At 66.4% G+C, this 25764-nt stretch carries 29 protein-coding genes, 1 tRNA gene and 1 pseudogene; 10 read left to right on the top strand and 21 right to left on the bottom strand.

Translation table 11 applies throughout. The annotated features are described in order from the left end of the window. Window positions 1-59 precede the first annotated feature (59 nt). From BR47_RS0111460 to BR47_RS0111450, 3 genes are read right to left on the bottom strand one after another with little or no spacing between them, the layout of a single operon-like run. On the bottom strand, window positions 60-1016 hold the full coding sequence (locus tag BR47_RS0111460; protein ID WP_020102633.1) for an LLM class F420-dependent oxidoreductase: 957 nt from the start codon (window positions 1014-1016) through the stop codon (window positions 60-62). 1 nt (window position 1017) lies between these two features. After that, on the bottom strand, window positions 1018-1419 hold the full coding sequence (locus BR47_RS0111455) for a cobalamin B12-binding domain-containing protein (RefSeq protein WP_020102634.1): 402 nt from the start codon (window positions 1417-1419) through the stop codon (window positions 1018-1020). A 25-nt stretch (window positions 1420-1444) separates the two neighbouring features. Beyond that, window positions 1445-3022, bottom strand: coding sequence for a methylmalonyl-CoA mutase family protein (locus BR47_RS0111450; RefSeq protein ID WP_020102635.1), 1578 nt, complete (start codon window positions 3020-3022; stop codon window positions 1445-1447). Window positions 3023-3092: 70 nt separating this feature from the next. On the opposite strand from BR47_RS0111450, the gene BR47_RS0111445 reads away from it, so the two are divergent. Both BR47_RS0111445 and BR47_RS34010 read left to right on the top strand, forming a co-directional pair. Next, entirely contained in the window at window positions 3093-3914 is an 822-nt protein-coding gene (locus BR47_RS0111445; protein ID WP_020102636.1) for an SDR family oxidoreductase, read from the top strand. Then, a complete protein-coding gene (locus BR47_RS34010; protein WP_141772167.1) occupies window positions 3877-4113 on the top strand; it encodes a PaaI family thioesterase in 237 nt (78 codons plus the stop codon). The genes BR47_RS0111445 and BR47_RS34010 overlap by 38 nt, the downstream gene beginning before the upstream one ends. Here the strand turns inward: BR47_RS34010 and BR47_RS0111435 are convergent, their stop codons facing one another. The 6 genes from BR47_RS0111435 to BR47_RS33085 form a co-directional block, all read right to left on the bottom strand. Then, a complete protein-coding gene (locus BR47_RS0111435; RefSeq protein WP_029119592.1) occupies window positions 4114-5022 on the bottom strand; it encodes an enoyl-CoA hydratase in 909 nt (302 codons plus the stop codon). It abuts the gene before it with no gap. Between the two features lie 14 nt (window positions 5023-5036). Then, the gene (locus BR47_RS0111430; protein WP_020102639.1) at window positions 5037-6182 is read right to left on the bottom strand and encodes a thiolase family protein; all 1146 of its coding nucleotides are present in this window, start codon (window positions 6180-6182) and stop codon (window positions 5037-5039) included. Beyond that, window positions 6179-6598: a Zn-ribbon domain-containing OB-fold protein gene (locus tag BR47_RS0111425; protein ID WP_036427164.1), complete on the bottom strand. Its 420-nt coding sequence runs from the start codon at window positions 6596-6598 to the stop codon at window positions 6179-6181. Before BR47_RS0111425 ends, BR47_RS0111430 begins: the two co-directional genes overlap by 4 nt. Window positions 6599-6606: 8 nt before the next feature. Continuing rightward, window positions 6607-6909, bottom strand: coding sequence for a hypothetical protein (locus BR47_RS0111420; RefSeq protein ID WP_020102641.1), 303 nt, complete (start codon window positions 6907-6909; stop codon window positions 6607-6609). Between the two features lie 125 nt (window positions 6910-7034). Then, window positions 7035-8171 (bottom strand): NAD-dependent epimerase/dehydratase family protein, encoded by a 1137-nt coding sequence (locus BR47_RS0111415; protein ID WP_029119590.1) that lies wholly within the window; start codon window positions 8169-8171, stop codon window positions 7035-7037. Further along, a complete protein-coding gene (locus BR47_RS33085; RefSeq protein ID WP_155987068.1) occupies window positions 8168-8314 on the bottom strand; it encodes a hypothetical protein in 147 nt (48 codons plus the stop codon). Before BR47_RS33085 ends, BR47_RS0111415 begins: the two co-directional genes overlap by 4 nt. A 128-nt stretch (window positions 8315-8442) precedes the next feature. Between BR47_RS33085 and BR47_RS0111405 the strand changes: the two genes are divergently transcribed. Further along, window positions 8443-9183, top strand: a complete 741-nt coding sequence (locus BR47_RS0111405) for a TetR/AcrR family transcriptional regulator (protein WP_029119589.1) — start codon at window positions 8443-8445, stop codon at window positions 9181-9183. Window positions 9184-9189: 6 nt separating this feature from the next. On the opposite strand, the gene BR47_RS0111400 is transcribed toward BR47_RS0111405, so the two are convergent. The 5 genes from BR47_RS0111400 to BR47_RS0111380 form a co-directional block, all read right to left on the bottom strand. Next, complete coding sequence (locus BR47_RS0111400) at window positions 9190-10365, bottom strand: thiolase family protein (protein WP_020102645.1); 1176 nt, start codon at window positions 10363-10365, stop codon at window positions 9190-9192. A gap of 109 nt (window positions 10366-10474) precedes the next feature. Beyond that, window positions 10475-11332, bottom strand: a complete 858-nt coding sequence (locus tag BR47_RS0111395) for an acyl-CoA thioesterase (RefSeq protein ID WP_029119588.1) — start codon at window positions 11330-11332, stop codon at window positions 10475-10477. Beyond that, entirely contained in the window at window positions 11329-11718 is a 390-nt protein-coding gene (locus tag BR47_RS0111390; RefSeq protein WP_020102647.1) for a DUF427 domain-containing protein, read from the bottom strand. Before BR47_RS0111390 ends, BR47_RS0111395 begins: the two co-directional genes overlap by 4 nt. Continuing rightward, window positions 11715-12557 carry an LLM class flavin-dependent oxidoreductase gene (locus BR47_RS0111385; protein WP_029119587.1) on the bottom strand — a complete coding sequence of 281 codons (843 nt, stop codon included), beginning with the start codon at window positions 12555-12557 and terminating at the stop codon, window positions 11715-11717. Before BR47_RS0111385 ends, BR47_RS0111390 begins: the two co-directional genes overlap by 4 nt. 76 nt (window positions 12558-12633) lie before the next feature. Next, entirely contained in the window at window positions 12634-12936 is a 303-nt protein-coding gene (locus BR47_RS0111380; protein WP_036420991.1) for a DUF4333 domain-containing protein, read from the bottom strand. A 142-nt stretch (window positions 12937-13078) separates the two neighbouring features. Between BR47_RS0111380 and BR47_RS0111375 the strand changes: the two genes are divergently transcribed. Further along, window positions 13079-13762 carry a DUF998 domain-containing protein gene (locus BR47_RS0111375; RefSeq protein ID WP_029119586.1) on the top strand — a complete coding sequence of 228 codons (684 nt, stop codon included), beginning with the start codon at window positions 13079-13081 and terminating at the stop codon, window positions 13760-13762. Between the two features lie 8 nt (window positions 13763-13770). Here the strand turns inward: BR47_RS0111375 and BR47_RS0111370 are convergent, their stop codons facing one another. The 6 genes and pseudogenes from BR47_RS0111370 to pgm all read right to left on the bottom strand — a co-directional run bounded on the left by BR47_RS0111370 (window position 13771) and on the right by pgm (window position 20100). Continuing rightward, window positions 13771-15468, bottom strand: coding sequence for a patatin-like phospholipase family protein (locus tag BR47_RS0111370; protein ID WP_051128549.1), 1698 nt, complete (start codon window positions 15466-15468; stop codon window positions 13771-13773). 70 nt (window positions 15469-15538) lie between these two features. Continuing rightward, window positions 15539-16414 (bottom strand): alpha/beta fold hydrolase, encoded by an 876-nt coding sequence (locus BR47_RS0111365; RefSeq protein ID WP_020102652.1) that lies wholly within the window; start codon window positions 16412-16414, stop codon window positions 15539-15541. 82 nt (window positions 16415-16496) lie between these two features. Next, a complete protein-coding gene (gene cynS / locus BR47_RS0111360) occupies window positions 16497-16952 on the bottom strand; it encodes a cyanase (protein ID WP_029119585.1) in 456 nt (151 codons plus the stop codon). A gap of 125 nt (window positions 16953-17077) precedes the next feature. Further along, window positions 17078-17150: transfer RNA gene (locus BR47_RS0111355), tRNA-Ala, on the bottom strand. Between the two features lie 60 nt (window positions 17151-17210). Further along, window positions 17211-18469, bottom strand: a pseudogene (locus BR47_RS30310) (MFS transporter); the annotation flags it as partial. Further along, window positions 18466-20100, bottom strand: coding sequence for a phosphoglucomutase (alpha-D-glucose-1,6-bisphosphate-dependent) (pgm, locus tag BR47_RS0111345; protein ID WP_020102654.1), 1635 nt, complete (start codon window positions 20098-20100; stop codon window positions 18466-18468). The gene pgm and the pseudogene BR47_RS30310, both read right to left, overlap by 4 nt. Window positions 20101-20170: 70 nt before the next feature. Between pgm and crcB (BR47_RS0111340) the strand changes: the two genes are divergently transcribed. The 6 genes from crcB (BR47_RS0111340) to mbtN are packed head-to-tail and all read left to right on the top strand — an operon-like array spanning window position 20171 to window position 25070. Then, entirely contained in the window at window positions 20171-20569 is a 399-nt protein-coding gene (crcB, locus tag BR47_RS0111340; protein WP_029119584.1) for a fluoride efflux transporter CrcB, read from the top strand. Continuing rightward, window positions 20566-20931, top strand: a complete 366-nt coding sequence (gene crcB / locus BR47_RS0111335; protein WP_020102656.1) for a fluoride efflux transporter CrcB — start codon at window positions 20566-20568, stop codon at window positions 20929-20931. The genes crcB (BR47_RS0111340) and crcB (BR47_RS0111335) overlap by 4 nt, the downstream gene beginning before the upstream one ends. Continuing rightward, a complete protein-coding gene (locus tag BR47_RS0111330) occupies window positions 20928-22022 on the top strand; it encodes a DUF190 domain-containing protein (protein ID WP_090562395.1) in 1095 nt (364 codons plus the stop codon). Before crcB (BR47_RS0111335) ends, BR47_RS0111330 begins: the two co-directional genes overlap by 4 nt. After that, window positions 21941-22330: an acyl carrier protein gene (locus tag BR47_RS0111325; protein WP_286154334.1), complete on the top strand. Its 390-nt coding sequence runs from the start codon at window positions 21941-21943 to the stop codon at window positions 22328-22330. The genes BR47_RS0111330 and BR47_RS0111325 overlap by 82 nt, the downstream gene beginning before the upstream one ends. Continuing rightward, entirely contained in the window at window positions 22327-23904 is a 1578-nt protein-coding gene (gene mbtM / locus BR47_RS0111320; RefSeq protein WP_081831267.1) for a long-chain-fatty acid--ACP ligase MbtM, read from the top strand. Before BR47_RS0111325 ends, mbtM begins: the two co-directional genes overlap by 4 nt. Then, window positions 23901-25070 carry a mycobactin biosynthesis acyl-ACP dehydrogenase MbtN gene (gene mbtN / locus BR47_RS0111315; RefSeq protein WP_029119580.1) on the top strand — a complete coding sequence of 390 codons (1170 nt, stop codon included), beginning with the start codon at window positions 23901-23903 and terminating at the stop codon, window positions 25068-25070. Before mbtM ends, mbtN begins: the two co-directional genes overlap by 4 nt. On the opposite strand, the gene BR47_RS0111310 is transcribed toward mbtN, so the two are convergent. Then, window positions 25060-25752, bottom strand: coding sequence for a YceI family protein (locus tag BR47_RS0111310; RefSeq protein ID WP_029119579.1), 693 nt, complete (start codon window positions 25750-25752; stop codon window positions 25060-25062). The two genes, mbtN and BR47_RS0111310, sit on opposite strands and share 11 nt — an antisense overlap. Window positions 25753-25764 lie beyond the last annotated feature (12 nt).

The raw sequence follows: 25764 nt of genomic DNA, 5'->3' as shown, positions 1-25764 counted from the left end.
GACTACGGTTTGTGATGCGGTTTCGCCGAAAAGTCGCGAAAACGCGCCGCCTCGACGTCTCACGAGACTGCCTTGGCGAGCTCGGCGATCACCTCGCGCGTGCGGTGCTTCGAGGCGATCAACTCGTCGCGGTTGTCCCCGATGGGCAGCAGGCGTACCGACAGATCCGTCACGCCCGCGTCGGCGAACTGCCTGAACCGCTTGAGAATCGACTCTTCGTCGCCGGCCGCGCACAGGTCGCCGACGCTCCGGGCGTCCCCGCGGTCCAGCAGCTTCTGGTAATTCGGCGATGTCTCGGCCTCGGCCAGGATGCGGTTCGCCCGGTCCTTGGCGGCGTCGATCTCGGAGTTGGCGCACAGCGTGACCGGGATGCCGGCGACGATGCGTGGCGCAGGCCGACCCGCTTCGGCGGCGGCCTTGTTGATCTTGGGCGCGATGTGCTCGCCGATCGCCTTCTCGTCGGCCATCCACAGCGACGTGCCATCAGCGTGCCCACCGGCGATCTGCAGCATCACCGGCCCCAGCGCCGACACCAGCACCGGCATCGGGGTATCCGCGCCGAGGACCGTCGGATTGTGCACGGTGAACGAATCATTCTCCACGTCAACGGCTCCCGGACCACTGATCGCGGTGTTCAGCACCTGCAGGTAGTCACGGGTATACGCGGCGGGCTTGTCATAGGGCAGGCCCAGCATGTCGCGCACGATCCAATGATGCGACGGCCCGACACCCAGAGCCAGGCGACCGCCCGACATGGCGTGCACCGAAAGTGCCTGACGGGCAAGAGCGACCGGATGCTGCGCCTGCAGCGGAACCACCGCCGTACCGAGTTCGATGCGCGATGTGTTCGCCGCCATCAACGCCACCATCGTCAGGCAGTCGAAATCGTTGGGAACCTGCGGCATCCAGGCGCTGTCGAGCCCCGCGCTCTCGGCCCACTGGATGTCGGCGACCAGTTTGGCGACCTTGCGCGCCATGTCGCCGCGCTCGGCCCCAATCATCACACCGAGGCGCATGTCAGCCCACCGCGCTTTCCGACGTCAGCTTGCGCACTTCCGCCACCAGGGTGTCGAGCCCCGTACCGGTGGGAAACACCGCCGCCGCACCGACTTCCAGCAGTTTCGGCACATCGCCCAACGGAATCGTGCCGCCCACGACGACCGCGATGTCTCCGGCGTCGGCGGCCCGCAGCGCTTCGACGGTGCGCGCCGTCAGCGCCAGGTGCGCACCGGACAGGATCGACAGGCCGACGAGGGCGACGTCCTCCTGCAGAGCGATCGACACGATGTCCTCGATCCGCTGCCGGATACCGGTGTAGATCACCTCGAAGCCCGCGTCCCGCAGGGTCCGGGCGACGATCTTGGCGCCCCGGTCGTGACCGTCCAGCCCGGGCTTGGCCACCAATACGCGGACTGCCATCAGATCGCTCCTCGCGTGCGCAGCATCAGAACACCACCGGCTGCTGGAACTCGCCCCACACCGATTTCAACGTCGACACCATCTCTCCCACCGTGCAGTAAGCATTCGCGCAATCGATGAGCCGGTGCATCAAGTTGTCGTCGCCATCGGCCGAACGAGCCAGGGCGGCAAGGGCTTCCTTCACCGCGACATCGTCGCGTTCAGCCTTCACCTTGGCCAGCCGTTTGAGCTGCTTGTCGCGGCCTTCGGCATCCAGTTCATACGTGGCGAGGTCGGGCGCGGGTTCGTCGACGACGAACTTGTTGACCCCGACCACCGGGCGCTCGCCCGACTCGGTCTCCTGGTGGATCTTGAACGCCTCGTCGGCGATCAGCCCCTGCAGGTAACCGTCCTCGATGCAGCGCACCATGCCGCCGTGCGACTCGAGATCGCGCATGATCTCGATGATCTTCTCCTCGGTCGCGTCGGTGAGTGCCTCGACGAAATATGAGCCGCCCAACGGGTCGGCCACCTTGGCGACGCCGGTTTCGTAGGCCAGGATCTGCTGGGTCCGCAGGGCCAGCGTCGCGGACTCCTCGCTGGGCAGGGCGAATGGCTCATCCCACGCCGCGGTGAACATGGACTGTACGCCGCCGAGCACCGAGGCCAGCGCTTCGTAGGCGACCCGCACCAGATTGTTCTGCGCCTGCGGCGCATACAGGGACGCCCCGCCCGAGACGCACCCGAACCGGAACATCGACGCCTTGTCGGTGGTGGCGCCATAACGCTCGCGCACGATGGTGGCCCAACGGCGGCGTCCCGCACGGTATTTGGCGATCTCCTCGAAGAAATCGCCGTGCGTGTAGAAGAAGAAGGAAATCTGCGGCGCAAACTTTTCGATGGTCATCCGGCCCCGCTCGACGACCGTGTCGCAATACGTGACACCGTCCGCCAGCGTGAACGCCATCTCCTGCACGGCGTTTGCGCCGGCATCACGGAAGTGGGCTCCCGCCACCGAAATCGCGTTGAATCTCGGCACCTCGGCAGCACAGAACTCGATGGTGTCGGCGATGAGGCGCAGCGACGGCTCGGGCGGCCAGATCCAGGTTCCGCGCGAGGCGTACTCCTTGAGGATGTCGTTCTGGATTGTGCCGGTGAGCTTTTCGCGCGGCACACCCTTCTTCTCCGCGGCCGCGACGTAGAACGCCAACAGGATGGCGGCCGTCCCGTTGATCGTGAAGCTGGTGCTGATCTTGTCCAGCGGAATGCCATCGAACAGCACTTCTGCGTCGGCCAGGGTGTCGACGGCGACGCCGACGCGGCCGACCTCCTCGCCGTACTCCTCGTCGTCGGAGTCGTAGCCGCACTGCGTCGGCAGATCAAGGGCGACCGAGAGTCCCGTCCCGCCTTGATCCAGTAGATAGCGGTAGCGCTGATTCGACTCCTCGGCAGTGCCGAAACCCGAGTACTGACGGAAAGTCCACAACTTTCCGCGGTACCCGGACGCGAAATTTCCCCGGGTGAAGGGGAATTCACCCGGCTGCGGCGGATCGCCCTGGCGATCCGCGGGTCCGTAGACCGGCTTCAGCGGTATTCCGGACGGAGTCTGGCCATCGTTATCCATCAATGGATAACGTACTTGCAAAAAAAGAGAATGCCAATACCATTTTCGGTAACAGCTCCTGAGGAGGACGATGACGGACCACGCACTCGCCGACAAGACAATGGTGATCTCCGGAGCGAGCAGGGGTATCGGACTGGCGATAGCCGTGGCCGCCGCACAGCAGGGCGCCAATGTCGTACTGCTCGCGAAGACCGCCGAGCCCCATCCCCGACTGCCCGGTACGGTCTACACCGCCGCGGCCGAGATCGAGGCTGCCGGCGGAAAGGCCGCCGCCGTGGTCGGTGACATCCGCTCCGAGGACGACGTCAACCGCGTCGTCGACGTGGCGGTCGAGCGCTTCGGTGGTGTCGACATCTGCGTCAACAACGCGAGCGCGATCGGCGTCGAGCCGACAGAGCTGTTGTCCGCCAAGAAGTTCGATCTGATGCAGCAGGTCAATATCCGGGGCACCTTCCTGTTGACGAAGGCCTCGCTGCCGCACCTGCGCCAGTCGGACAACGCCCACGTGCTGACCATCGCGCCACCCCTGAATCTGACGCCACGCTGGCTGGGTGCGCACCCGGCGTACACGCTGTCGAAGTACGGGATGACCCTGCTGTCGCTCGGCTGGGCGGCCGAATACGCCGATGCCGGCATCGCGTTCAACTGCCTTTGGCCCGAGACCTATATCGCCACCTCGGCGGTCGCCAACATGGCCGACGGCGCAGCGCTGCTGGACTCGTCGCGCAGCCCGGCGATCATGGGTGACGCGGCGGTCCAGATTCTGCTGCGCCGGGCCACCGACTGCACTGCAGGCTGTTTCATCGACGCCGACGTCCTCACCGCGGCCGGCAAGGACCTGACCCGGTACGGCGGTGGATCCGACCCGATCCCGGATCTGTTCCTCGGCTAGCAGGCCCGCGAGCGATCGGTCATTTGATGGTGAACAAGATGACAGCGACGAACTCGACACCGGTCCGGCCCGCGCGGAGGCACGGATCGTGCACCGAGGTCGGCGCTCAGCGGTCGTTCAGATCGAAATCCGGCGCGGCAACGGCGATCTCGCCGCGACAGCGACGGTCAACTTCGCCGCGCTCGAGGGTCGGCCCTGATCACTCCCCGCCGCGCACCTGATCTTTGACCGCCGACACCACGGGCGGCGCGGTGCGCCAGTTCGGCAGGCCGTCCTCCTCAAGCCCGACCGGAAACCCGTTGTCGTGCACCTGCGCCCAGTGACTGTGATTCAGTTCGTGCAGGGTGAAGCAGGCGTTGAGGGAGTTGTAGAAGCCCATGTTGTCCTGCGTCTGGTTGACGGACTCTTTGATCAGCAGGGCAGCCATCGTCGGTACCGCGGCGATCCGTCGGGCGAATTCCAGTGTGCGGTCAGCAAGTTCGTCAGCCGGAAACACCTTGCTCACCATACCCATGCGGTGTGCTTCGTCCACTGACAGGCTGTCTCCGGTGAGCATCAGCTCTTTCGTCTTGCGGGGCCCGAATTCCCATGGGTGCGCGAAGTATTCGACACCGCACATACCCAACCGGGTGCCCACCACGTCCGCGAACGTGGTGTTGTCGGCCGCGACGATCAGGTCGCACGCCCACATCAGCATGAGTGCGGCGGCGTACACGTCGCCGTGCACCTGGGCGACGGTGATCTTGCGCAGGTTGCGCCACCGGCGGGTGTTCTCGAAGTAGTAGTGCCACTCCTGCAGCATCAGCATCTCGGCGCCCTGACGGGTGGCGCCGTTGATCCGGAAGCTCGGGTGCTGGTCGGGTCCGGGCGCGCGTTCTGCGCGCGACTGCGACGAGCCGAGGTCATGGCCCGAGGAGAACATGGGCCCCAGCCCGCCGAGGATGACGACGCGGACGGTGTCGTCGGCCTCGGCCTGCAGGAACGCCTCGTGCAGTTCGGTGAGCATGCCGCGGCTCTGTGCGTTGCGAGTATCCGGGCGGTTCAACATGATTCGGGCGATGGTGCCCTCGTCGAGGGTTTCGTACGCGACGTACTTGTAGTCGGCCATGTCGCAGTCTCCCCCTACAGGCTCAAGATGGTCGCCGACGCGGTGCCCGGCGCGCCGTAGACCTGGGCCAGACCGACGCGCGGATTGCCCGGCACCTGCCGCTCCCCCGCTTCACCGCGCAGCTGGCGCACCAGCTCGTGCATCTGACGCAGCCCCGACGCGCCGATCGGCTCGCCATTGGCGATGAGTCCGCCATCGGTGTTGATCGGCAGCGACCCATGGATCTCGGTGGCACCATCGGCCAGCAGCTTCTCCTGCTCACCGTCGGCACACAGCCCGGTTTCGGCCATGTGGATGACTTCGGCACCCGCGTCGGTGTCCTGCAGCTGCGCGACGTCGACGTCCTCCGGCCCGATGCCGGCGGCCTCGTAGGCGGCTTTGGCGGCGTAGACGGTGGGCGACACGTCCTCGTCGAGCGGCGCGGAGGTGGCGTGCACCTCGTAGGCGCCGTAGGTACGGGTGCGGATCTCGCTGGCGCGCACGTAGACCGGCTTGTCGGTATAGCGGTGGGCGATGTCGGCTCGGCACATGATGACCGCGGCAGCGCCTTCGTCGGGTGCGCAGAACATGTATTGGCGCAACGGATAGTTGAGCACCGGCGAGGCCATGATCTCGTCCACGGTGATCTCCTTGCGCCGGAACGCGTTCGGGTTCAAGATGCCGTTGCGGAAGTTCTTGTTGGCCACCCGCGCCAGGGTCTCCTCGGAGATGCCGTGCTTGTTGATGTAGTGGTTGGCCTTCATCCCGAAGAACTTCGTCGTGACGAACTGCCCGTTGTTGGCGTACCACTGCGGCAGCGCGAGCTTGGCCGGATCATCGGTGAAGGCACCACGCGGATGCTTGTCGAGACCGATCGCGATCCCGATGTCGTACTTACCGAGCCGGATGGTGTCGGCGGTCTGCTGGATGGCGCTCGCCGCGGTGGCGCAGGCATTGAACACGTTGGTGAACGTGATGCCCGTCAGCCCCACCAGGCGGGTCACCGCGTCGGGGTTGGACACCTCATAGCTGCCGCCGAAGCCGAACTGGATGTCCTTCCACTCCAGGTTGGCATCGGTCAGCGCACCTTGGATCGCTTCGGCGCCCATCTCCATGGCGGTCTTGTCGAACCGGCCGAACGGATGGATACCGACGCCGATGATCGCTACGTCGTTGCTCATGCCGCCACCGGCTTGAACCAGAAGGTGATCAGCTCATCGCCGTCGGCGTCGGTGGCGAAAGGCGCCATGGTGAGCTCGACCTCCATGCCGAATTTCAGCTTTGCCGGATCATTCTCGGTCAGTCGGCCCTCGACCCGGATGACGTCACCGAGCTGCACCAGCCCGACGCCGAACGGCACAAAGTCCTTGCCGGTCGGGCCGGCGTACGGTGCTCCGGGCGGGAAACCCTGTGTGGTCCAGGCGATCACCGTGCCGCGCCGCGGCAGCAGCACGTCGGACATCCCGGCCTTGCTGCACTTCGGACAACGGTCCTGGCGCGGGAACGTCGTCGCCGCGCAGGCACCGCACTGACTGCCGATCAGCTGCGGGTCGGCGTCCGGCCACGTCGAGATTTCCGGGGCAAGCGCTTTCTGCATGGTCACTCCTAATCGCTCGCGGGGAGGGGTTTGGCTTCCTTGAGGACGAGCGGTGTCGACCCGACGCTCAATGTGCCGGCGCCGGCCCGGGTGACCAAGACCTCCGCCGCGGCGTCGTCGACGTATCGCTTGCCCATCACGGAACCGTGGCACAACTTCGGGTCCGCGACCGCCGCACCGTCGACCTCGGCATCGAGCGCCACCATGGGGGCACCACCGCACCGCAGATCGTCGAGGCTGTCCCCCGTCCGGACGACGATCACTTGGGTGTCACAGACCTGACTGCGCAGCCGGCTACCTGTCTTGACCATGAGAATCAGGTTATCAGAAAGGAGAACGCTACTTCCATAAAGTCGCTCAGTACGCGAAACACATCGTCAGCGTCGACACCTGGGCAGGTCCGCACTGTTACACCCCTGCGCCGGCGGCGCGGTGACTAGAGGCGTTCGTCCACTACCGCTCGGGCCTGCCCGCCAGCCAAAGCGCCTGGCCCATAACTTTTTTCGATCAGTGCCCACGGATCGGCATACGGACCGCGCCGCTCGACCTTCCGCTGGACCGCGAGCAACGTCCGCAGTACCGGACGGATCGCCGGCCCCAACACCTTCAGTAGCGTGCGGGCGCGCCCCAGGGATTCCGCAACCCAGGCCACCGTCTCAGTCCAGGGATGCTCCTGGAATTGCAGCAGCTCCTGCGCTTCGGTGGTGTCGAAGTAGCCGGTGAAGCCCCAGCCCCGCTCATCGTCCGGATCCCCGGGCAGGCTCGCCGACGGCCCGAGCCGCCCGATGCCGAACGCCTGCATCATGTCGTCCTCGACATCCCGGAAAGCATGCAAATGCGTATCGTCGCCACCGATCAACAGAGTCTTGCCGTTCACCGCTTCACGGCGGTCAACGGCGTTCGCGAATGCGAGTGCAACGTCGCGGGCATCGACCGTGTGCAACTGATTGTCCCGCGGCGTCGCGCGCATCAGCACCAGGTAGTCGGCGTTGAAGTTGGCCGAGACGTCGGTCGAGATGACTCCCCCGAGGCGCAGCACCGCATACGGCAGCCCGCTGGCGCGTACCACTTCTTCGGCGAGCACCTTGTCCTCGCCGTATTGGTCGATCGGGTTCACCGGGGTCTGGGCGGTGATGCGCTGCGGATGGGTGTACCGATTACGTGATCCATAGACCGATGCGCTCGACGCATCGACGAACAGCGGCGGTTCGGCAAGTGCGCGCGCGGCCGCCACGAGATTGCGTGTCCCGTCGACGTTGATCTTGCGTGCCAGTAACGGGTTTCGATAGGACACCGGGGCCAGCATCGCCGCCAGGTGCACGATGGCCGCCGGCTTGTTTCGGGTCACGCACTCGGCGATGGTGTCCGCGTCGAGCAGATTCGCATAAGCGATGACGAGTGTTCCGTCGCGCGACTGGGTGGCGAGCTCCGCGGCGACCGCGGTGGTCTTGTCGTTCTGCAGGTCCATGGCGATGACGGTTCGCCCCCGGCTGAGCAGGATCTCCGCACACCGCTTCCCGACCTGCCCGAACGCACCGGTGATCAGGACGACGTCGGCAATCTGGTCGCTCACGTGACCCTCTCTGTCAGATTGAAATGCACTCCAGCACAGTTGTTTCCGCCAGCACCGCTGATCACGGCATTGCGCGAATCCGGATCGTTGATCATGACGACGACAGCGCGGTCCTGCCGCTCGATGAGGACTTCATCTGCCATCGTCCGCCCTCCACGCTACACAGAACTACTTACCATAACTCTTACAGTAGATAGGCGTGCCAGTCGAGAGGACCGCACACGGTAGATTCAACAGTTGCGCAGCATCGATCGTGATGGAGGTGCCGACAGTGGCAAAGGTGGCAACCGCCGAGAAGCGCCAACGGCGTGAGCGAGGTTCGATCAACCCAGACGACATCATCAACGGCGCATTCGAACTCGCCGAACAGGTTTCGATCGACAACCTCAGCATGCCGCTGTTGGGCAAACACCTCGGCGTGGGCGTCACGAGCATCTACTGGTACTTCCGCAAGAAGGACGACCTGCTCAACGCGATGACGGACCGCGCCCTGCGCGAGTACGTGTTCGCCACGCCGTATGTCGAAGCCAAGGACTGGCGTTCGACGCTGCGCAACCATGCCCGCACCATGCGTGAGGCATTTGTGGCCAACCCGATTCTGTGCGACCTGATCCTCATCCGCTCCGCGCTCAGCCCGCGGGCCGCCCGTGTCGGCGTGCAGGCTGTCGAAAAGGCCATTGCGAGCCTGGTGGAGGCCGGATTGCCGCCGCAGAGCGCTTTCGACATCTATTCGGCGGTATCGGTGCACGTCCGCGGATCAGCTGTGCTGCAACGCCTTCGCGACAAGAATCAGGCCGACGGCAAGGTGCTGGGCGACCTCCAGGACGCCATGACCATCGATGCCGAGACCACCCCGTTGCTCGCCCGCGCCGTTCGCGAGGGCCATCATCTGGGCACCGTCGACGAGAGCAATTTCGATTTCGGACTCGAGTGCATCCTCGATCAGGCCGAACGCCTGATCGAGGCCAACAAGAAGCCGGCGCCCCGCAGCCGCAAGGCGCCGCGCTCCTAGTCGGGCTCAGACCTCGATGACGACGGCGCCGCCCTGGCCCCCGCCGGCGCACATCGCGGCGACACCGATGCCGCCACCGCGCCGCTGCAGCTCATAGATCAGGGTCGTCACCATCCGAGCGCCCGACGCGGCGATGGGATGGCCGAGGCTGCAACCACTTCCGGAGAAGTTGACCTTCTCCTCGTCGAGACCGAATTCCTTACAGGCCGCGATCGACACCGACGCGAACGCTTCGTTGACCTCCCACAACGCAACATCAGCCGGTTGCAGGCCCGCACGCTGCAGCACCTTGTCGATGGCCCGTAGCGCACCCAGGCCGGTGTCCCGCGGCGCGACACCGGCGGCAGCCCACGCGCGCACGGTGGCCATCTTCGTCAGGTTCTCCGCCTCGGCGTAGGCGGCGTCGACGATCGCTACCGCGGCCGCGGCGTCGTTGGTGCCGCTGCTGTTGCCGGCAGTGATGGAGAAGCCCTCGATCTCAGGGTGCAGGGGCTTCAGGGCGGCGAGCTTGTCGGCGGTGGTTTCCCGCCGCGGATGCTCATCGACACTGAAGTCCACCACCGAGCCGTCGGGCAATTGCACCTTCAGCGGCACGATCTCGTCGAGGAACTTGCCGGCATCGATCGCGGCGATGGCCCGCTGGTGCGACCGCGCGGCCCAGGCGTCCATCTCTTCACGGGTGATGCCCATGGCCTGCGCGGTGTTCCAGCCGACGGTGATCGACATGTCCTTAGCCGGCGCATCCGGCGTCTCGACGTGCGTCGGCGGCATCCATCGCTCTTCGAATTTCAGCTCCGGCCCCGGGATGCGCCAACTCACCAGCGGATTCATCGACAGCGACTGCACGCCGCCGGCGATCAGTACCCGCTCCATGCCCGAACCGATCTGGGCCGACGCATTGCCGATCGCGGTGAGGCTACCCGCGCAATGCCGGTTCACAGACTGCCCGGGCACATGCTGCATACCGGTGGCATCGGCCGCATAACGAGCGAGATCACCACCACCGTAATGGGATTCAGCGAAGATGAGATCGTCGATCGCATTCGGGTCGATGCCGGCACGCCGCACCACCTCCGGCAGGACGGTGGTGATCAGCGTCTCCGGCGGAGTGTTGACGAGGGTGCCTTTGAAAGAACGGCCGATCGCTGTGCGGACAGCACCGACGATGACGGGTGTGGGCATTACGCGACCTCGGTTCCCCTACTTGTAATGGTTACTGTTGCATTCACAGTATATGAGACATGACCGTCCTCACCGGTTCGGTCACGGCGGCCACCGGTTGCCATGCCGACTACAACCGCGCCGTCACGGCGATGGCGGTGTCGGTGGTCTGTAGCGGACGGATCATGCCCTCCTGCGTGAACGAGGCGATGAGTCGACCGTCCTCGGTGTGGACTTGTCCTCGGACATAAGACATTCCGGCGCCGACCTGGGTGCTGTCGTGGGAGTACAGCAGCCAACCGTCCCAGCCGACGGGTTCATGGAACGCCACGGTGACCGTCATCGGCGCCGTGGACACGGTGAGGTGTGCCTGGCTGGTACCGATGCCGGCGTGCGCACGCATGGTCGCCGAGATCGACAGGTGGCCGGTGAAGTGCGCGAGCAGCGCCTTGGCCAGGTCGTCGCGGCGCGGGATCGGATCGTAGTGCAGCCACGCGTGCAATTCGGGCGGACCGACCTCGTCGGGACTGTTGACGTCGAGAACGTCGACGAGGCGCAGTTCGCGGCCGATCATCGGCATGGGGCTCGGATTCGACTCGGCGGGAGGCGCGATGTCGGGGCGGTCCGCGTGGTGGCGGATCACGTCGGGTGTCGGGGTGTCTGCCAACACCGTCACTGTCGCGCAGCGCCGGCCGCCCTGCTCGACCGCGACGACCGCCACGGCGAAACTACGGCCGTCGTTGACTACGTCGACGGCAAATTCGACTGGCAGATCAACCTGCACGGCCCGGCCGAAGATCGCGTGGGCGGAGCGAATCGCTTTGTTCGGCAACTGCTTTGCGACCGCCACGATGGACTGCGCCAGCAGCTGCGTGCCGTCGACGACAGCGCGTTCGCCACCGTCGCTGAAGCCGCGGAACCGGCCGGGGCCCGCAGGCTGGACGTCGAACACCTCGAGCATTCCGGTGACGGAGGACGGCGTCGTCATGCGTGGCCGTACCCGAGGACAGCGGGGTGAGCCTGGGCGACGCGGACGACAACGCGGTCTTGATAGAACGCGATGTGGTCGCGCAGCCGCGCCACCTGTTCGGTCGGGTCCTCGTAGCTCCAGCACACCGGTTCGTCTCCGTCGTTGTCGAATCGCCAATAGGTGGCTTGCCCTTTGAACGGGCAGCGGCTTGTCGCGTCCGGGTCCTTGCGCAGTTCGATGTGGACGTCCGACCGCGGGAAGTAGAACACCAGGCCGTGGTCCTGCTCGTCGACGAGCAACGCGGCCGCGGTCGACGCGAGCAGTCGTCCATCGTACTCGGCTGTAATCCTGTTGCGGCGGCGATGGATATCGACACGGTAGTCGGGGCGGTCCACGAAACTCATGCCGCCCTCACCACCGTCTCGGCGAATTCCCGCAAGGTATCGGGCTCGGCGAAATCGGCGAACCAGACGTAAAACCGTTCGGCGCCAAGATCACTCATCCGCCCGAAGTGGTCGACTAGCTCGTCGGCCGTACCGCAGGTCAGTCCGGCACCGAGATGCCCGAAGCGGCGCGTGCTCGTCTCGGTGACCGTCGCGCGGTCCGCTGCGGAGCCGACGAAACCGACCATCTGCTGCACCGACACCCGCGCTGCGCCCGCCTGCGGGCGCAGCAGTTGCAGCCGGTCGAGGTGATTGCATGGCAGGTTCCACCAATCGGCATGTCTGCGAACGAGTTCCATGGTCTTCTTGCCGACACCGCCCAGCACCAAGGGAATCGGATGTTCCCGGCGCGGGAACTGCGCATCATCGCCGTCGTCGCCCCAGTACCGGCGGATCAGTTGCAGGTCACGTTCGAGCCGGCGGAAGCGAGCCGGGGCGTCGTCGGCGTTGTCGATGTCGAACCGCTCGAACTCGGCAGGCATCGATCCCGCGCCCAGACCGAGCTCGAACCGCCCGCCCGACGCGGCGGACATCGTGACGGCGTGCTTGGCGAGCACCGCCGGATGACGGAAACCGTCACACAGGACCAGATGCCCGACGCGCAGCCGCTGGGTATGCGCCGCGACCCAGGCGGCGATCGCCGTGGCGTCCCAGATACCGCGATCCGGGGCGCCGGGCGCTTCGAGGTGGTCGATGAAGGCGATGCCATCGAAGCCCGACTCCTCGGCCACCCGCGCGCGCTCGACGATGTCGCCAATACTCAGCCGCACCTGCGGCAGGAACAAGAACCACTCGGCCATGACCCCGCCACGATACCGCGACCGGAAGGAATGTTCTACCTATTTGATAACGGCATTCTCGCTCGCGTCGCCGACGTCAGCTCCGGTTCGTCCTGATGTCGAAGCCGACCTTCTCGCCATCGACGCTGGTGATCTTGAGATGCGCCTTGTATGGCCCTTCCGGTCCCGTGAAGGTGCAGTCGAATTCGCCGCCGACCTTGGCGTCGATGCCCGACGGGCACTTGACATCGGTCGGGTGGAATCCGGTCTTGCTGCTCACCATGTCGGTCACCGACTGCGCGGCGCCTTCGGGTTTGATGGTCGAGGTACACGCGCTCAACTGCAGCGTGAGGACCCCGACGATGACGGTCGTGCCGATGAAACCGGTGGATCGGGTCATGACGGGAACGTAGTGGCAGGCAGTTGGAAACGCGTTGGAAATCGGCCGCAGCTGTGCGCCCACCAACACTTTCCGCAAGGCCACGCAACGACGGTCCGCGTCGGACTACGTTGGACCCGGCGGAAGTGGGTATCAGCCGAACATGAATGCCGAGATGGTCCAGGATCGCCGCGCGTCGCTGTCGGTCGTCGTCACCCTCACCGCGTTCGTGGGGATATTGGCATACTGCGACTTCCCGGTGGCGTGGCTGGTCAACTCGCATCTGAGCCCGCTGCGCTCATACGTCAGCGAGTTGGCGGTCGCAGGCCAACCGGCACGTGCGTTCTTCCGGGTCAGCGACATCGTGGCCGGGGTGGGCTTGATCGCCGTTGCCAACCTGCTGATGCGTTGGCCGCCGACGAGGCAGGCGTCGGTCGCGCATCTGTGCGCGATGGTCGCCGGCGTCTCGTCGATGGTCGATGGCCTGTGGACCATGCCGTGCGCGCCGTCGATCGACGTGAGCTGCCGCGCAACGGAAGAAGCGATCCACACGACGCAGGTCGTGCAACCCCATACCGCTTCCAGCCTCATCGGGTTCACCGCACTCGTCTGTGCCATCGGCCTCTACGGGGCAGCGCTGACACGGCAGCCGGGCTACGGCAGGCTCGGCGTCTCCGGACTTTCTGCCGCAGCCGTGGCCGCGCTTCTCGGCAGTGTCGACGTCGCCATGTGCCTGACGGACTCAACAGCCATGGTGGGGCTGGTGGAGCGGATACAGGTGTGCGCCATCGCCGCGTGGCTCGCCATCCTCCTACTCCGCATGGCCGGTGATCGCCACTGGCGTTGACCGAGCGCCTAGGTCGACTCGGACTGCGACTTGCGGATGCGGTCCCCGACGGCCGCGACCCGGCGCCGTACCCGAGTGACCCGCGGTACGTATTCGGCGGCCCGTCGGGCACCGTCCAGAATCGTGGCCATCGGCTGCAACGGAGCGGAGACCCGAACCGGTGTCCGATCGACCTGCGGCGGCTGACTTCCCTTCCACCACACCGGTTCGGTGAGCCTTTGCACGAACGGCACCGAACTCTCCACCGAGGCGTTGCCCCACTCGATCGCGCGGTCGATGGCCTCCGGCGCGGCAGCCAACGTCACCGGAGACAGCGTAGGGCTGAACCGGATGACACGGTCGGCGAACGGCGCGTTGCGGACCATCTGCAACTGCAGCGCCTGGGTAATCGGTTGCAGCCAAAGGTGTCTCGGGTTCCACTGCGGATGGAAGCAGTCCCAGCCGATGTAGCACGCGTTGCGGGTGCCGAGGCGACCGTCCTGAATTCGCTTCCACGCCAGCTCGATCGGGACGTTGCTCGCCGCTCCCCCGTCGACCAACGCGGCGACATCCTTCTCCACGAGCAGCTGATCGAGCAGGCCCCACATCCGCGGATCACTCGACTCATGATGCAGAATCCCCGGGATCGCCGACGAAAAGCTCGCGGCGTCAACGACATTGAAGTCGGCCGTCAGATCGTCGCCCCCGAGCACGATCGGCTTGACGACGCGGGAATCGATGAACGCAGCGACCTGCCACAGCCGGTTGACGACGCCGGGCGCGTAGCCCAGCTTGAGGTGCTCGAGCGCGCGCACTCCCATCATCGTGAAATGCGACGGATGGAACTGGCCGGGCAGCCGGTCGAATGACTGCTTCCGGACGCCGGCGACGACGGTCTCGTACGGGATCGAGAGATCCGTCATCCGCATCGGTTCACCGTCTTCGCGCGTGAACATCTCCTTTGCGAATTCGTTGAACTGCAACGAGAACAGGCCATTGAGTCCGTGGCGACGGCGGGTCCGGGCCGGGGCCAGGACGCCGCGGTAGGTGACGGTCTTCGCCCAGGCGACGTAGTCCTCGATGGGCACCGGCAGGACGCGGGCCATGACACTGCCGACGATGGCGCCGAACGAGTTGGTCAACATGTAGGCGGGCGGCAGGCCCGCCGCGAGCATGCGCTGCATGCCGCCCAGATAGACGTAGCCGGCGCCGCCCCCGCCGCCCAGGACCGCGACGTAGGTCTTGTAACCGAGTTCGGCATCTAGTTCCGCCGCGGAGAAGTCGTTGGCGTGGCGCTCCAGCAGCAGCGACCGCTCATAGTCGACGTCCTCGGCGAAAGTCTCGAGGATCGCCTTCGCCGCGTCCAACCGTTCCTGTGCGGTGGTCCGCCCGCGCAGTGCGTGGTACAGCGCATCGATCACTCGCGCGCGGAAGCCGGCGATCTCGTCACCAACCGTCACGTCGCCGCGACCCCGGGTACCGCCCGGACCGGCCGCGCCCGGTTCGAACACCGTCAGACGCGCGAAGCTCAACAGGTAGCGCAAGCGCCGGAACTGCTCGGGGCTGAGCACGTCGGGGCAGTCGAGGTCGGCCCGAACCAGCGCGGCTTCCATATGCTGCAGCGCGAGAGTCGGATTGCTGCCCGGAAGGCCCGGGGGTTCCGCGGCCTCGATCACCGCCAGCTCGGTGGACACGTCGCCGAACGGTACGAGCTCGGGATTCACCATCAGATCATTGTTCGCCACCGGGCATCCGGCCGCGGCGGTTGGGTCGGATTGCCAGAACTGCCCGACAACGTCAGCTCTGCCGTGACTCGGCCAGCACGTCCGAGAGCCACTTGATCACGAGATCGGGCTGCTCGTCGATGATGAAGTGACCGCAGTTGGGCACCTCGGTGATGTTCAGATCGTCGGCGTGATCCTTGAAGCCCTCCAGCAGCGACGGATGCACCGCCACATCGTCGAGACCGAACAGGACGCGCACCGGCATCGCGAGCTTCTGATCGTCGTAGGGACCACGCGCCAGTTTCGCGAACTCCTTGCCGACCATGGCGCGGTAGATCTTTGAGCCCGCGACGCGACGGTCCCGGTCGCGGAAGCAGCTGCGGAAGAAGTCCACCGACTCCTGGGGCATGCCGCTGCGGCGGATGAACCACCACAGCGTCGGTGACAGGTGCGACAGCGGTCCAACGACCGGAGCGCCCACGACAAGTTGGTACGCCAGCTTGTGGGCATGCCGTGCGACCCGGCCCGGCTCCTGCCACACCGGCGGGATGTTGAGGATCGCCAACCGCTTGACGCGCGCCGGCGCCTTCAACGCCACCAGCTGCGCGGTCCAGCCGCCCCAGTCATGGCCTACCAGGTCGAAGGTGTCCAGCCCCAGCGCCGTCGCCGCGGCGAGCACGTCGGAGGCGAACTGTTCCTTCTCGTAACCCTTCGGGGTGACCTCGCTCCAGCCGGCGCCGCGCAGGTCCATGGCGTGCACCCGGTAGCCGGCATCGGCCAGCGCCGGAATGACCTTGTGCCACATGAACCAGTTCTCCGGCCAGCCGTGCAACAGCACGACGGGGCGTCCACCCTCCGGCCCGGCCGCAGCCACGTGGATTTTCACGTCACCGGCCTGCACATATTCATGGGTCACGCCATCGAGAGTGGGCATGCTGCGCTGCGTCATGCGCGCATCTTACCGCGCGGTAAGTTCGCTGGTCGATAGGTGGCGCCTTCCTGCGGCCGGGACGCCAGGCGGTCGGCAGCGATCAGTTCGTCGCCGCGTTCCATTCATAGGGCAGGAACTTCCCGTCGAACGTGATCACCACGCGGTCGCCGCCTGGGTGGGACTTACGTTGCAGGTCGATGCTGAAGTTGATGGCGCTCATGATGCCGTCACCGAACTGCTCGTGGATGACTTCCTTGAGCGCTGGTCCATATACCGAAAGCGCTTCGTAGAGCCGGTAAATGGTCGGGTCGGTGGGCACCGCGGTCGGCAACCCGCCGCGCATCGGCACCGCTGCCAGGACGGGAATGACGGACTCGTCGAGACCGAGCAGTGCCACGACCTTGGCACCCAGTTCGGTGGGCACCGGGTGCTGGCCGAGCAATGCGGCGATCGTCCACACCAACGGACGCTCCAGCACATCCGCCAACTGTTGCCATGTCAGGCCTTTCGCCAGACGCGCGGCGACGATCTCTTCGGTTACTTGATCTCGTGTCATGCGGTACAGCTTCGTGGACCGGTGTTACTGAGGAATTACGAGTTCTGCGCTGCCGCAGGATCAACCGCAGCGCGCCGCGAAACGCGAAAACCCGCCCTGACCGAAGTCAGAACGGGTTTTACTTGTGGAGCTAAGGGGACTCGAACCCCTGACCCCCACACTGCCAGTGTGGTGCGCTACCAGCTGCGCCATAGCCCCTTAAGTGGTGCCTGATGAAGCTACACCACTGGCACCACCGTCGACAAAACGGCTGGTCAGAGGGACCCTTCCACCGGCTCGTGGCCCAGTGGACAGATCGGGGTCTCCTCGTCGTCACCGGATCGACGCGTTTCCGGGGCCAGCGACCAACACACCGCAGCCGCCAGCAGGATCACCCCGCCGACGCCGAATGCGGCGGTGAAGGACACGTGCTGGGCGATCTGTCCGGCGGCCAGGGAGCCGACGATCGTGCCGAGGTCCGACATCATCTGGAAGGTCGCCACGGCGGTGCCGCCGCGAGCCCGGTTGCCGATGATGTCCGCGACGGCCGCCTGCTGGGGCGAGACGAAGACGCCACTCGCCGCACCCGTCACGAACGCGATCACGAGGAACACCGGCAGCGACGTGGTCCAGCCGAGCAGCGCAGTCGAGGCGGCCGACACCGTCAAGCCGACGATCATCAATTTGCGGCGGCCCACCCGGTCGGACAGGTGCCCGCTGGGAATCACGGCACAGACGTTGCCGATCGCGAACATCGCCAGCACCAGGCCGGCCATGCCCGCGCTGCGGTGCAGCACGTCGACGACAAACAGCGGCACCAGCGCCACGCGCAGGCCCAGCGCCGCCCATCCGGCCGCCAGGTTCGACAGCAGGGCGGCCTGATAGGCGCGGTTACGCAGCACGGTTCGCACCGACACCGTCGGCCCGACCGCCTCCTCGTCCGGAGCGGCCAGCGTCGAGTTCCGCAGGCTGACGAACACCACGGCCGCGGCGACCACCAGCGCCGCCCCGTAGATGGCGAACGGCACGGACAGACCCAACCCGGCGGTCAAGCTGCCGACCACCGGCCCGGCCACGCCACCGATCATGAATGCGCTCGAGAACAACCCGGCCACCCGGCCACGGGCGTCGAACGGCGACAGCCGGATCATCAGCGCCAGCGACGACACCGTGAACATTGCCGAGCCCGCACCACCGAGGGATCGGAACACCAACAGCTGCCAGTAGGTCTCCGCAAACGCGCAGGCCAGCGTCGACAACGCGACGATCAGCAGGCCAGTGAGGTAGACACGCCGCTCACCGAGCTTCTGCACCAACAGGCCGCTGGGCGGCGCGAAGATCAGCCGCATCGCGGCGAACGCGGTGATGACGAACGTCGCCGCGCTGATGCTGACACCGAAGTTGCGGGCGTACGCCGGCAGTACCGGGGCCACCACGCCGTAGCCGAGTGCGATGACGATGTTGGCGCCGGCCAGCACCCAGATCTCGGCCGGCAGTCGGGTCGGGGTCGGACAGTCGCCCTCCGTTACAGCGCTCACGCTATGACTGTATTCACCACTTCCCGCGCGGCGGCCTGAACCTGCGCCAGATGTTCCGGACCCTTGAACGATTCGGCGTAGATCTTGTAGACGTCCTCGGTCCCCGAGGGCCGCGCGGCGAACCAGGCGTTCTCGGTTGTCACCTTCAGCCCGCCCAGCGGCGCGCCGTTGCCCGGCGCGGCCGTGAGCTTGGCGACGATCGGTTCGCCTGCCAGCTCGGTCGCGGTGACCTGTTCGGCCGACAGCTTCGACAATCGCGCCTTCTGTTCGCGGTTGGCCGGCGCGTCGATACGGGCATACGTTGGCGCACCGTACTTTTCGGTCAGCTCGGCGTAACGCTGCGACGGCGACTTACCGGTGACCGCCAGGATCTCCGAAGCCAGCAGCGCCAGGATGATGCCGTCCTTGTCGGTGGTCCAGACGCTCCCGTCCGTGCGCAGGAACGATGCCCCGGCACTCTCCTCGCCACCGAAGCCGATTGTGCCGCTGAGCAATCCGTCCACGAACCACTTGAAGCCGACCGGCACCTCCACCAGCTGGCGCCCCAGCCCGGCCACCACGCGGTCGATGATCGACGAGCTGACCGCGGTCTTGCCCACCGCGGTGGAACCCGGCCACCCCGCCCGATGCGTGTACAAGTAGTCGATGGCCACGGCGAGATAGTGGTTCGGGTTGAGCAGGCCCCCGTCGGGCGTGACGATGCCGTGCCGGTCCGAGTCCGCGTCGTTGCCGGTGGCGATCTGGTAGCGGTCGCGATTCGCGATCAGTGACGCCATGGCGTTCGGCGAGCTGCAGTCCATGCGGATCTTGCCGTCGGTGTCGAGCGTCATGAACCGCCAGGTCGCGTCCACGAGCGGGTTCACCACGGTCAGGTCCAACTGGTGCCGTTCGGCGATGGCGGCCCAGTAGTCGACGCTGGCGCCACCGAGCGGATCCGCGCCGATGCGCACCCCCTCTGCGCGAATGGCATGCAGGTCAACCACATTCGGCAGATCCTCGACGTAGGCATTGAGGTAGTCGTGCCGCTCCGTCGAGCCCAGCGCACGCGCCAGCGGCATCCGCTTCACGTCGCGCAGCCCGTCACGCAGAATCTCGTTGGCGCGCTTGGCAATCGCGCTCGTCGCATCGGTGTCGGCCGGGCCGCCGTTGGGCGGGTTGTATTTGAAACCACCGTCGCGCGGCGGGTTGTGCGACGGGGTGACGACGATGCCGTCGGCGAGGTCGCCTTCCCGGCCGCGGTTGAAGGTCAAGATGGCGTGGCTGACCGCCGGTGTGGGCGTGTAGCGGTCGGCGGCGTCGATCATCGCGACGACCTCGTTGCCGGCGAGCACTTCCAGCGCCGTGACCCAGGCCGGCTCGGACAAGGCATGGGTATCACGGCCGATGAACAACGGCCCCGTGGTGCCCTGCGCGGCGCGGTACTCGGCGATCGCCTGTGTGGTGGCCAGGATGTGCGGCTCGTTGAACGCCGCGTCCAGACTCGATCCGCGGTGGCCCGACGTGCCGAACACCACCTGCTGATCGACGTTCTCGGGATCGGGCGCCACGGTGTAGTAGGCGGTGACCACGTGGGCCACGTCGATCAGGTCATCTGGCTGGGCCGGTTGGCCGGCGCGCGGGTTGGCCGTCATGGGCTCGATTCTGCTACCGGTTCTCCCCCGGTGTGCACCAGTCGGCGTTCGGCCACCATACTTTTGCCCTATGTTCGGCCACGACAACCGAGAATTGGCCGCCGTCTTCGTCGGGGGCGCCATCGGCACCGTCGCGCGTGCCGCCCTCGCCGTCTTCGCCGCGCCACATCCCGCGCACTGGCCCTGGCCCACGTTCATCGTGAACATCGTCGGCGCGTTCCTGCTCGGCTACTTCACCACCCGGCTGCTGGAGCGACTACCGGTATCGAGCTATCAGCGCCCGCTGCTCGGCACGGGCGTGTGCGGTGGCCTGACCACGTTCAGCACCATGCAGGTCGAGACGGTGCGGATGCTCCAACACGGCGCCTACGGGCTGGCCGCGGGCTACACGGTGGCGAGCATCATCGCCGGCCTGGTCGCGGTCTACCTCGCCACCGTCCTGGTCCGACGGGTCCGGGTGCGGGCATGACGGCGGTCATCTGGCTGGGCGTCGCGCTGATCGGTGGCGTGGGAGCCGTGACGCGGTTCCTGGTGGACCGCGCGGTATCGAAACGCAAGAGCAGCAGCTTCCCGTACGGCACGTTCGTGGTGAATCTCAGCGGCGCCTGGTTGCTCGGCTTCTTCGGCGGTCTGGCGTTGCCTCCCAATGTCGCCTTGCTGGCCGGTACCGCGTTCGTCGGCGCCTACACGACGTTCTCGACGTGGATGCTGGAAACCCAGCGCCTCGGCGAGGAACGGCAGGTCTGGTTCGCGCTCGCCAACATCGTGGCGAGCGTGGTGCTGGGCCTGGCCGCCGCGGCGCTGGGAATATGGATGGGCGGCCTGCTGTGAGCGACTCCACGGACTACCTGAAACTCACCACGTATTTCGGTGAGCGACAACGTCATCAGGGCCGCCGCTTCCTCGCCGAGGAGCTGCTCGACCTCTACGGCGCCGAAAACGTCGCCACCAGTGTGGTGCTGCGCGGCATCGCCGGGTTCGGGCCACGGCATCAGCTGCGCACCGACCAGACCCTGAGCCAGTCCGAGGACCTGCCGGTGGCCATCGCCGCGGTGGACACCGCCGACAAGATCGCCGAGCTGGCCGAGCAAACCGTGGAGCTGACGACGCGCGGACTGGTCACGCTCGAACGCGCGCGCCTGCTCACCACCGCAAGCGCCGACCCGAGCTCATCCCCGTCGCTTCGCTCGCCCCACCCCACCAAGCTCACCGTCTATGTCGGCCGCCAGCACCGCGTCAACGGCCGGCCGGCCCACATCGCGGTGTGCGACCTGCTCCACCGCAGCGGATTCGCCTGCGCCTCCGTCTTTCTCGGGGTCGACGGCACGGTCCGCGGACGCCGCGAACGGGCCCGATTCCTGAACCGCAACACGGACGTTCCCGTCATGATCATCGCGATCGGCGACGGCGACCGCGCGTCCGCGGTCCTGCCCGAGCTGGAGCGGCTGCTGCCCGACCCGTTGGTGACGGTGGAGCGAGCCGAGCTGTGCAAGCAGGCCGGGACACTCCGGGCCCGCCCGGGTGCGCTGCCGGCGCACGACGCCGACGGAACTCCGTTGTGGCAGAAGCTCATGGTGTACACCACCGAGGACACGCTGCACGGCGGCGAGCCGGTGCACCGCGAGATCGTGCGCCGACTGCGCGCCATCGAGGCCAGCCGCGGCGTCACGGTGCTGCGTGGCATCTGGGGCTTCCATGACCGACGGACGCCGCATGGCGACCGGTTGTTTCAGCTCGGCCGCCAGGTCCCGGTCACGACAATCGTGGTCGACACCCCCGAAAACATCTCTACCGCTTTCGATCTCATCGACGAAGTGACCGCCGACCACGGCGTGGTCACCTGCGAACGGGTGCCGGCGCTGGTCTCCATCGACAATGGAAACCGGGACGGTGGTACCAGTCTGGGAGACTTCCCTGGCTAGAAGGTAAGCCTAGCCTAAACACCTTCGGTCAGCTACGGTCCCTCGACATGGAGACAGCTGAATCGGTAAGCACTGGCTTGGCCAAGATCATGCAGGACGACATGGGCGTGGACATCAAACGCGTCACCCGCGAATCACGGCTCATCAACGATGTCGGTTTGGACTCGGTGGCTTTCGCCGTGGGCATGGTCGCGATCGAAGACCGCTTCGGCGTCGCATTGTCCGAGGAAGACCTGCTGAGCAGCGAAACCGTCGGCGACCTCGAAGACGCCATCGCCGCGAAACTGCCTACCACCCAACGCTCATGAGCGCCTCGAGCCTCGCGTCCGCCCTGTCCGAGGTGATGACCCGGTCCACGCGCGACCTGGTGACCCTCGATCCGAAAACTGGTGACTGGCAACGGCATCCGTGGCAGGAGGTGCACGCCCGCGCCGAGAACGTCGCCGCACACATCGACGGACAAAGCCGAATCGGGCTGGTCGGCGAGCCCACGGTGGAATTCCTGGCGGGCATCTACGGTGCGATCTTCGCCGGCGCCGCCGTGTCCATCCTGCCCGGACCGGTACGCGGCGCGGACACAGCCGCCTGGGCCGACGCCACCCTGGACAGGTTCGCCGGTATCGGCATCGGCACGGTACTCAGCCACGGCAAGCACCTCGACCTATTGCGCACCGGCACCGGTGACACGCACCTCCACGACGTCAATACTGTTGCCCACGAACGTCGTTCGACGACCTACCTACCCTCTCGCACCGCCGACTTCGGCATCCTGCAGGGCACCGCGGGATCGACCGGCACGCCGCGCACCGCGCAGATCCCAGCGGACGCGGCGTTGGCGAACCTGCGTGGACTGGTCGCGCGGATCAGCGCCACCGACGCCGATCGTGGACATTCGTGGTTGCCGATCTACCACGACATGGGTTTGGCGTTCATGCTGACGATGACGCTCGGCGGCGGCGAACTCTGGCAGGCGCCCACCACCGCGTTCTCCGCGTCGCCCTTCAACTGGCTCAAGTGGTTGACCGAGAGCAAGGCGACCATGACCGCGGCCCCGAACATGGCGTTCGGGTTGCTCGGCAAGTACTCCCGCCTGATCACCGATGTCGACCTGGGCGCGCTGAGGTTCGCACTCAACGGCGGCGAACCCGTCGACTGCGACGGCACCAACCGCTTCGCCACCGAGATGGCCAGGTTCGGCTTCGACGCGGACGCCCTGTGCCCGTCGTACGGGCTCGCCGAATCGACCTGCGCGGTAACCGTTCCCGCTCCGGGTGGCGGCCTGCGCTGCGACGATGTCACCGTGTCGATCGACGGCGACACCGCCGTGCGCAGGTACGCGGTGCTCGGCCGGCCGATCGACGGTATGGAAGTCCGCATCGCTCCCACGGACGTGCCCCATGAGCTCACCGGACGCGACGTGGGCGAAGTTCAGGTGCGCGGCACCTCGATGATGGCCGGCTATCTCGGGCAAAACCCCGTCGACCGCGAAGAATGGTTCGCCACGGGCGATCTCGGCTATGTCACCGCCGACGGCCTGGTGGTGTGCGGCCGGCTCAAAGAACTCATCACCGTGGCCGGACGCAACATCTTCCCGACCGAGATCGAACAGGTGGCCGCCCGCGCCGATGGTGTGCGCGAGGGCGCCGTCGTGGCTGTGGGCACCAAAGACGCGGGCGCCCGGCAGGGTTTGGTGATCGCCGCGGAGTTCAAGGGCGACGACGAGTCGACCGCCCGCAGCCAAGTGGTGTCCCTGGTCGCCTCCGAGTGCGGCATCGTCCCGGCGGACGTGGTGTTCCTCAAACCGGGTTCCCTGCCGCGAACCTCGTCGGGCAAACTCCGGCGCCTCGAAGTCCGTCGTACCCTGGAGACGGTGGGATCGTGACCACTTTCGAGGCGTGCACCACCGAGAGCTATCGCGAGCTGCTGAGCGAGGTCTTCGACGACCGGGTCCGCGAATGGACCGCGGAAGCCGAAGAAAACGAACGCTTTCCGCGCAAGCTCATCGAATACCTGGGCCAGTCGGAGGTTTTCGCCGCCAAGTGGGGCGACAGCCAGCATCCGGACGTGGCGAAGGTCTTCGCCCTCGCCGGGGAACTGGGCAAGCTCGGTTCCGCGGGCATCGGTGTCGGGGTCAGTCTGCATGACTCGGCCATCGCCATCCTGCGCAGATTCGGCAAGTCTGATTATCTGCGCGACATCACCGAGCAGGCCATCCGGGGCGATGCCGTGTTGTGCATCGGTGCGTCGGAAGAGTCGGGTGGTTCGGACCTGCAAATCGCCGAGACCGAAGTCGTCTCCGCGCGTGGCGGTTTCGAGGTCCGCGGCACCAAGAAGTTCGTGTCGCTGTCGCCCATCGCCGATCACATCATGGTGGTCGCCCGGAGCGTCGACCACGATCCGGAGAGCCGCCACGGCAGCGTCGTGGTGATCTCCGTGCCGACCGCGCAGGTCGAGGTACGGACGCCCTACCGCAAGGTGGGCGCCGGTCCACTCGATACCGCGGCGGTCCACATCGACACCTGGGTGCCGGCAGAAGCGTTGGTGGCGCGGGCGGGCACCGGCCTGGCCGCCATCTCCTGGGGACTGGCGCAGGAGCGGCTGTCCGTCGCCGGTCAGATCGAGGCCAACTGCCGCAGGATCATCGGAATCACGTTGGCCCGCATGATGAAACGGCGCCAATTCGGCCACACGTTGTACGAGCATCAAGCACTGCGGATGCGACTGGCCGACCTGCACGCGCGGGTCGATCTACTGCGCTACGGCCTGGCCGGGCTGGCCGCGCAGGGGCGCATGGATCTGCGCGCGGCCGCGGCCATCAAGGTCACCGCGGCGCGGCTCGGCGTCGAGGTCGTCGACGAGTGCATGCACATCTTCGGCGGCGCCGGATATCTGGTGGACGAGACACCATTGGGCCGGTGGTGGCGTGACATGAAGCTCGCCCGGGTCGGCGGCGGCACCGACGAGGTGCTCTGGGAACTCGTGGCCGCGGGAATGCGGCCTGACTACGAGGGGTACGACGCGGTGACGTCCTCACCGTTCATCGCTTGACGAGATTCACCAGGAATTCGATGGTGACGATGGGATCGACGGCGAGCACTCCCCCCGGCGGCGCCGGGGGGACGATGCCGTAATCGGCGAAGGTGACAGGGATTTGGCCCACGGCCACGACCCCGTTGCCCGACCGCTGCACATCGAGGCGCACCGCGACCTGCCGGGCGACGCCCTTGAGCGTCAGTTGCGCCGAAACCTCCATGGTCGTCGGCATGCCGTCACCGGCGATGGACGACAGGTCGACCGGGTCGAGGACGGCGAGTTTGGCCGTCGGGAACTTGACGGCGTCCATCACGTCGGTGCCGCGGAACCTGTCGTCACGGCCGCGGTGCGGCGACTGCATGGTTGCCACGTCGACGACGAAGCTAGCTGCCTGCAGAGTGCCACCGGCAACAGTCGCGTCGCCCCGGACCGAGTTGGTCCGTCCGGTGACGGTCACGGTTTCCCACAGCAGTTGTTGCCGGGCGCGGTAACCGGCCTGGGAGCGGTTGGCCTCATCATCAGGACCCGCGGCCACGATCCATTTACCGTCGAGGCTCGTGCTGGCCGGGCGATGCGTGGACGGCAAGGTCAGGGCCGGAGCCGGGGCGCCTTCCATCTGGGTTCGGTAGAACCACGGTCCCGCGCACACCCCCACGACGGCGAGCACTGCCAGCAACAGCAGAAGCCTTTTTGCCACTCCCTCTATATA

This window comes from Mycobacterium sp. UNC410CL29Cvi84 (genome assembly GCF_000686745.1).
Lineage (GTDB): Bacteria > Actinomycetota > Actinomycetes > Mycobacteriales > Mycobacteriaceae > Mycobacterium > Mycobacterium mucogenicum_B.
Note: the sequence above shows the minus strand (reverse complement) of the source record. Positions and strands in the feature narration are given on the sequence as shown.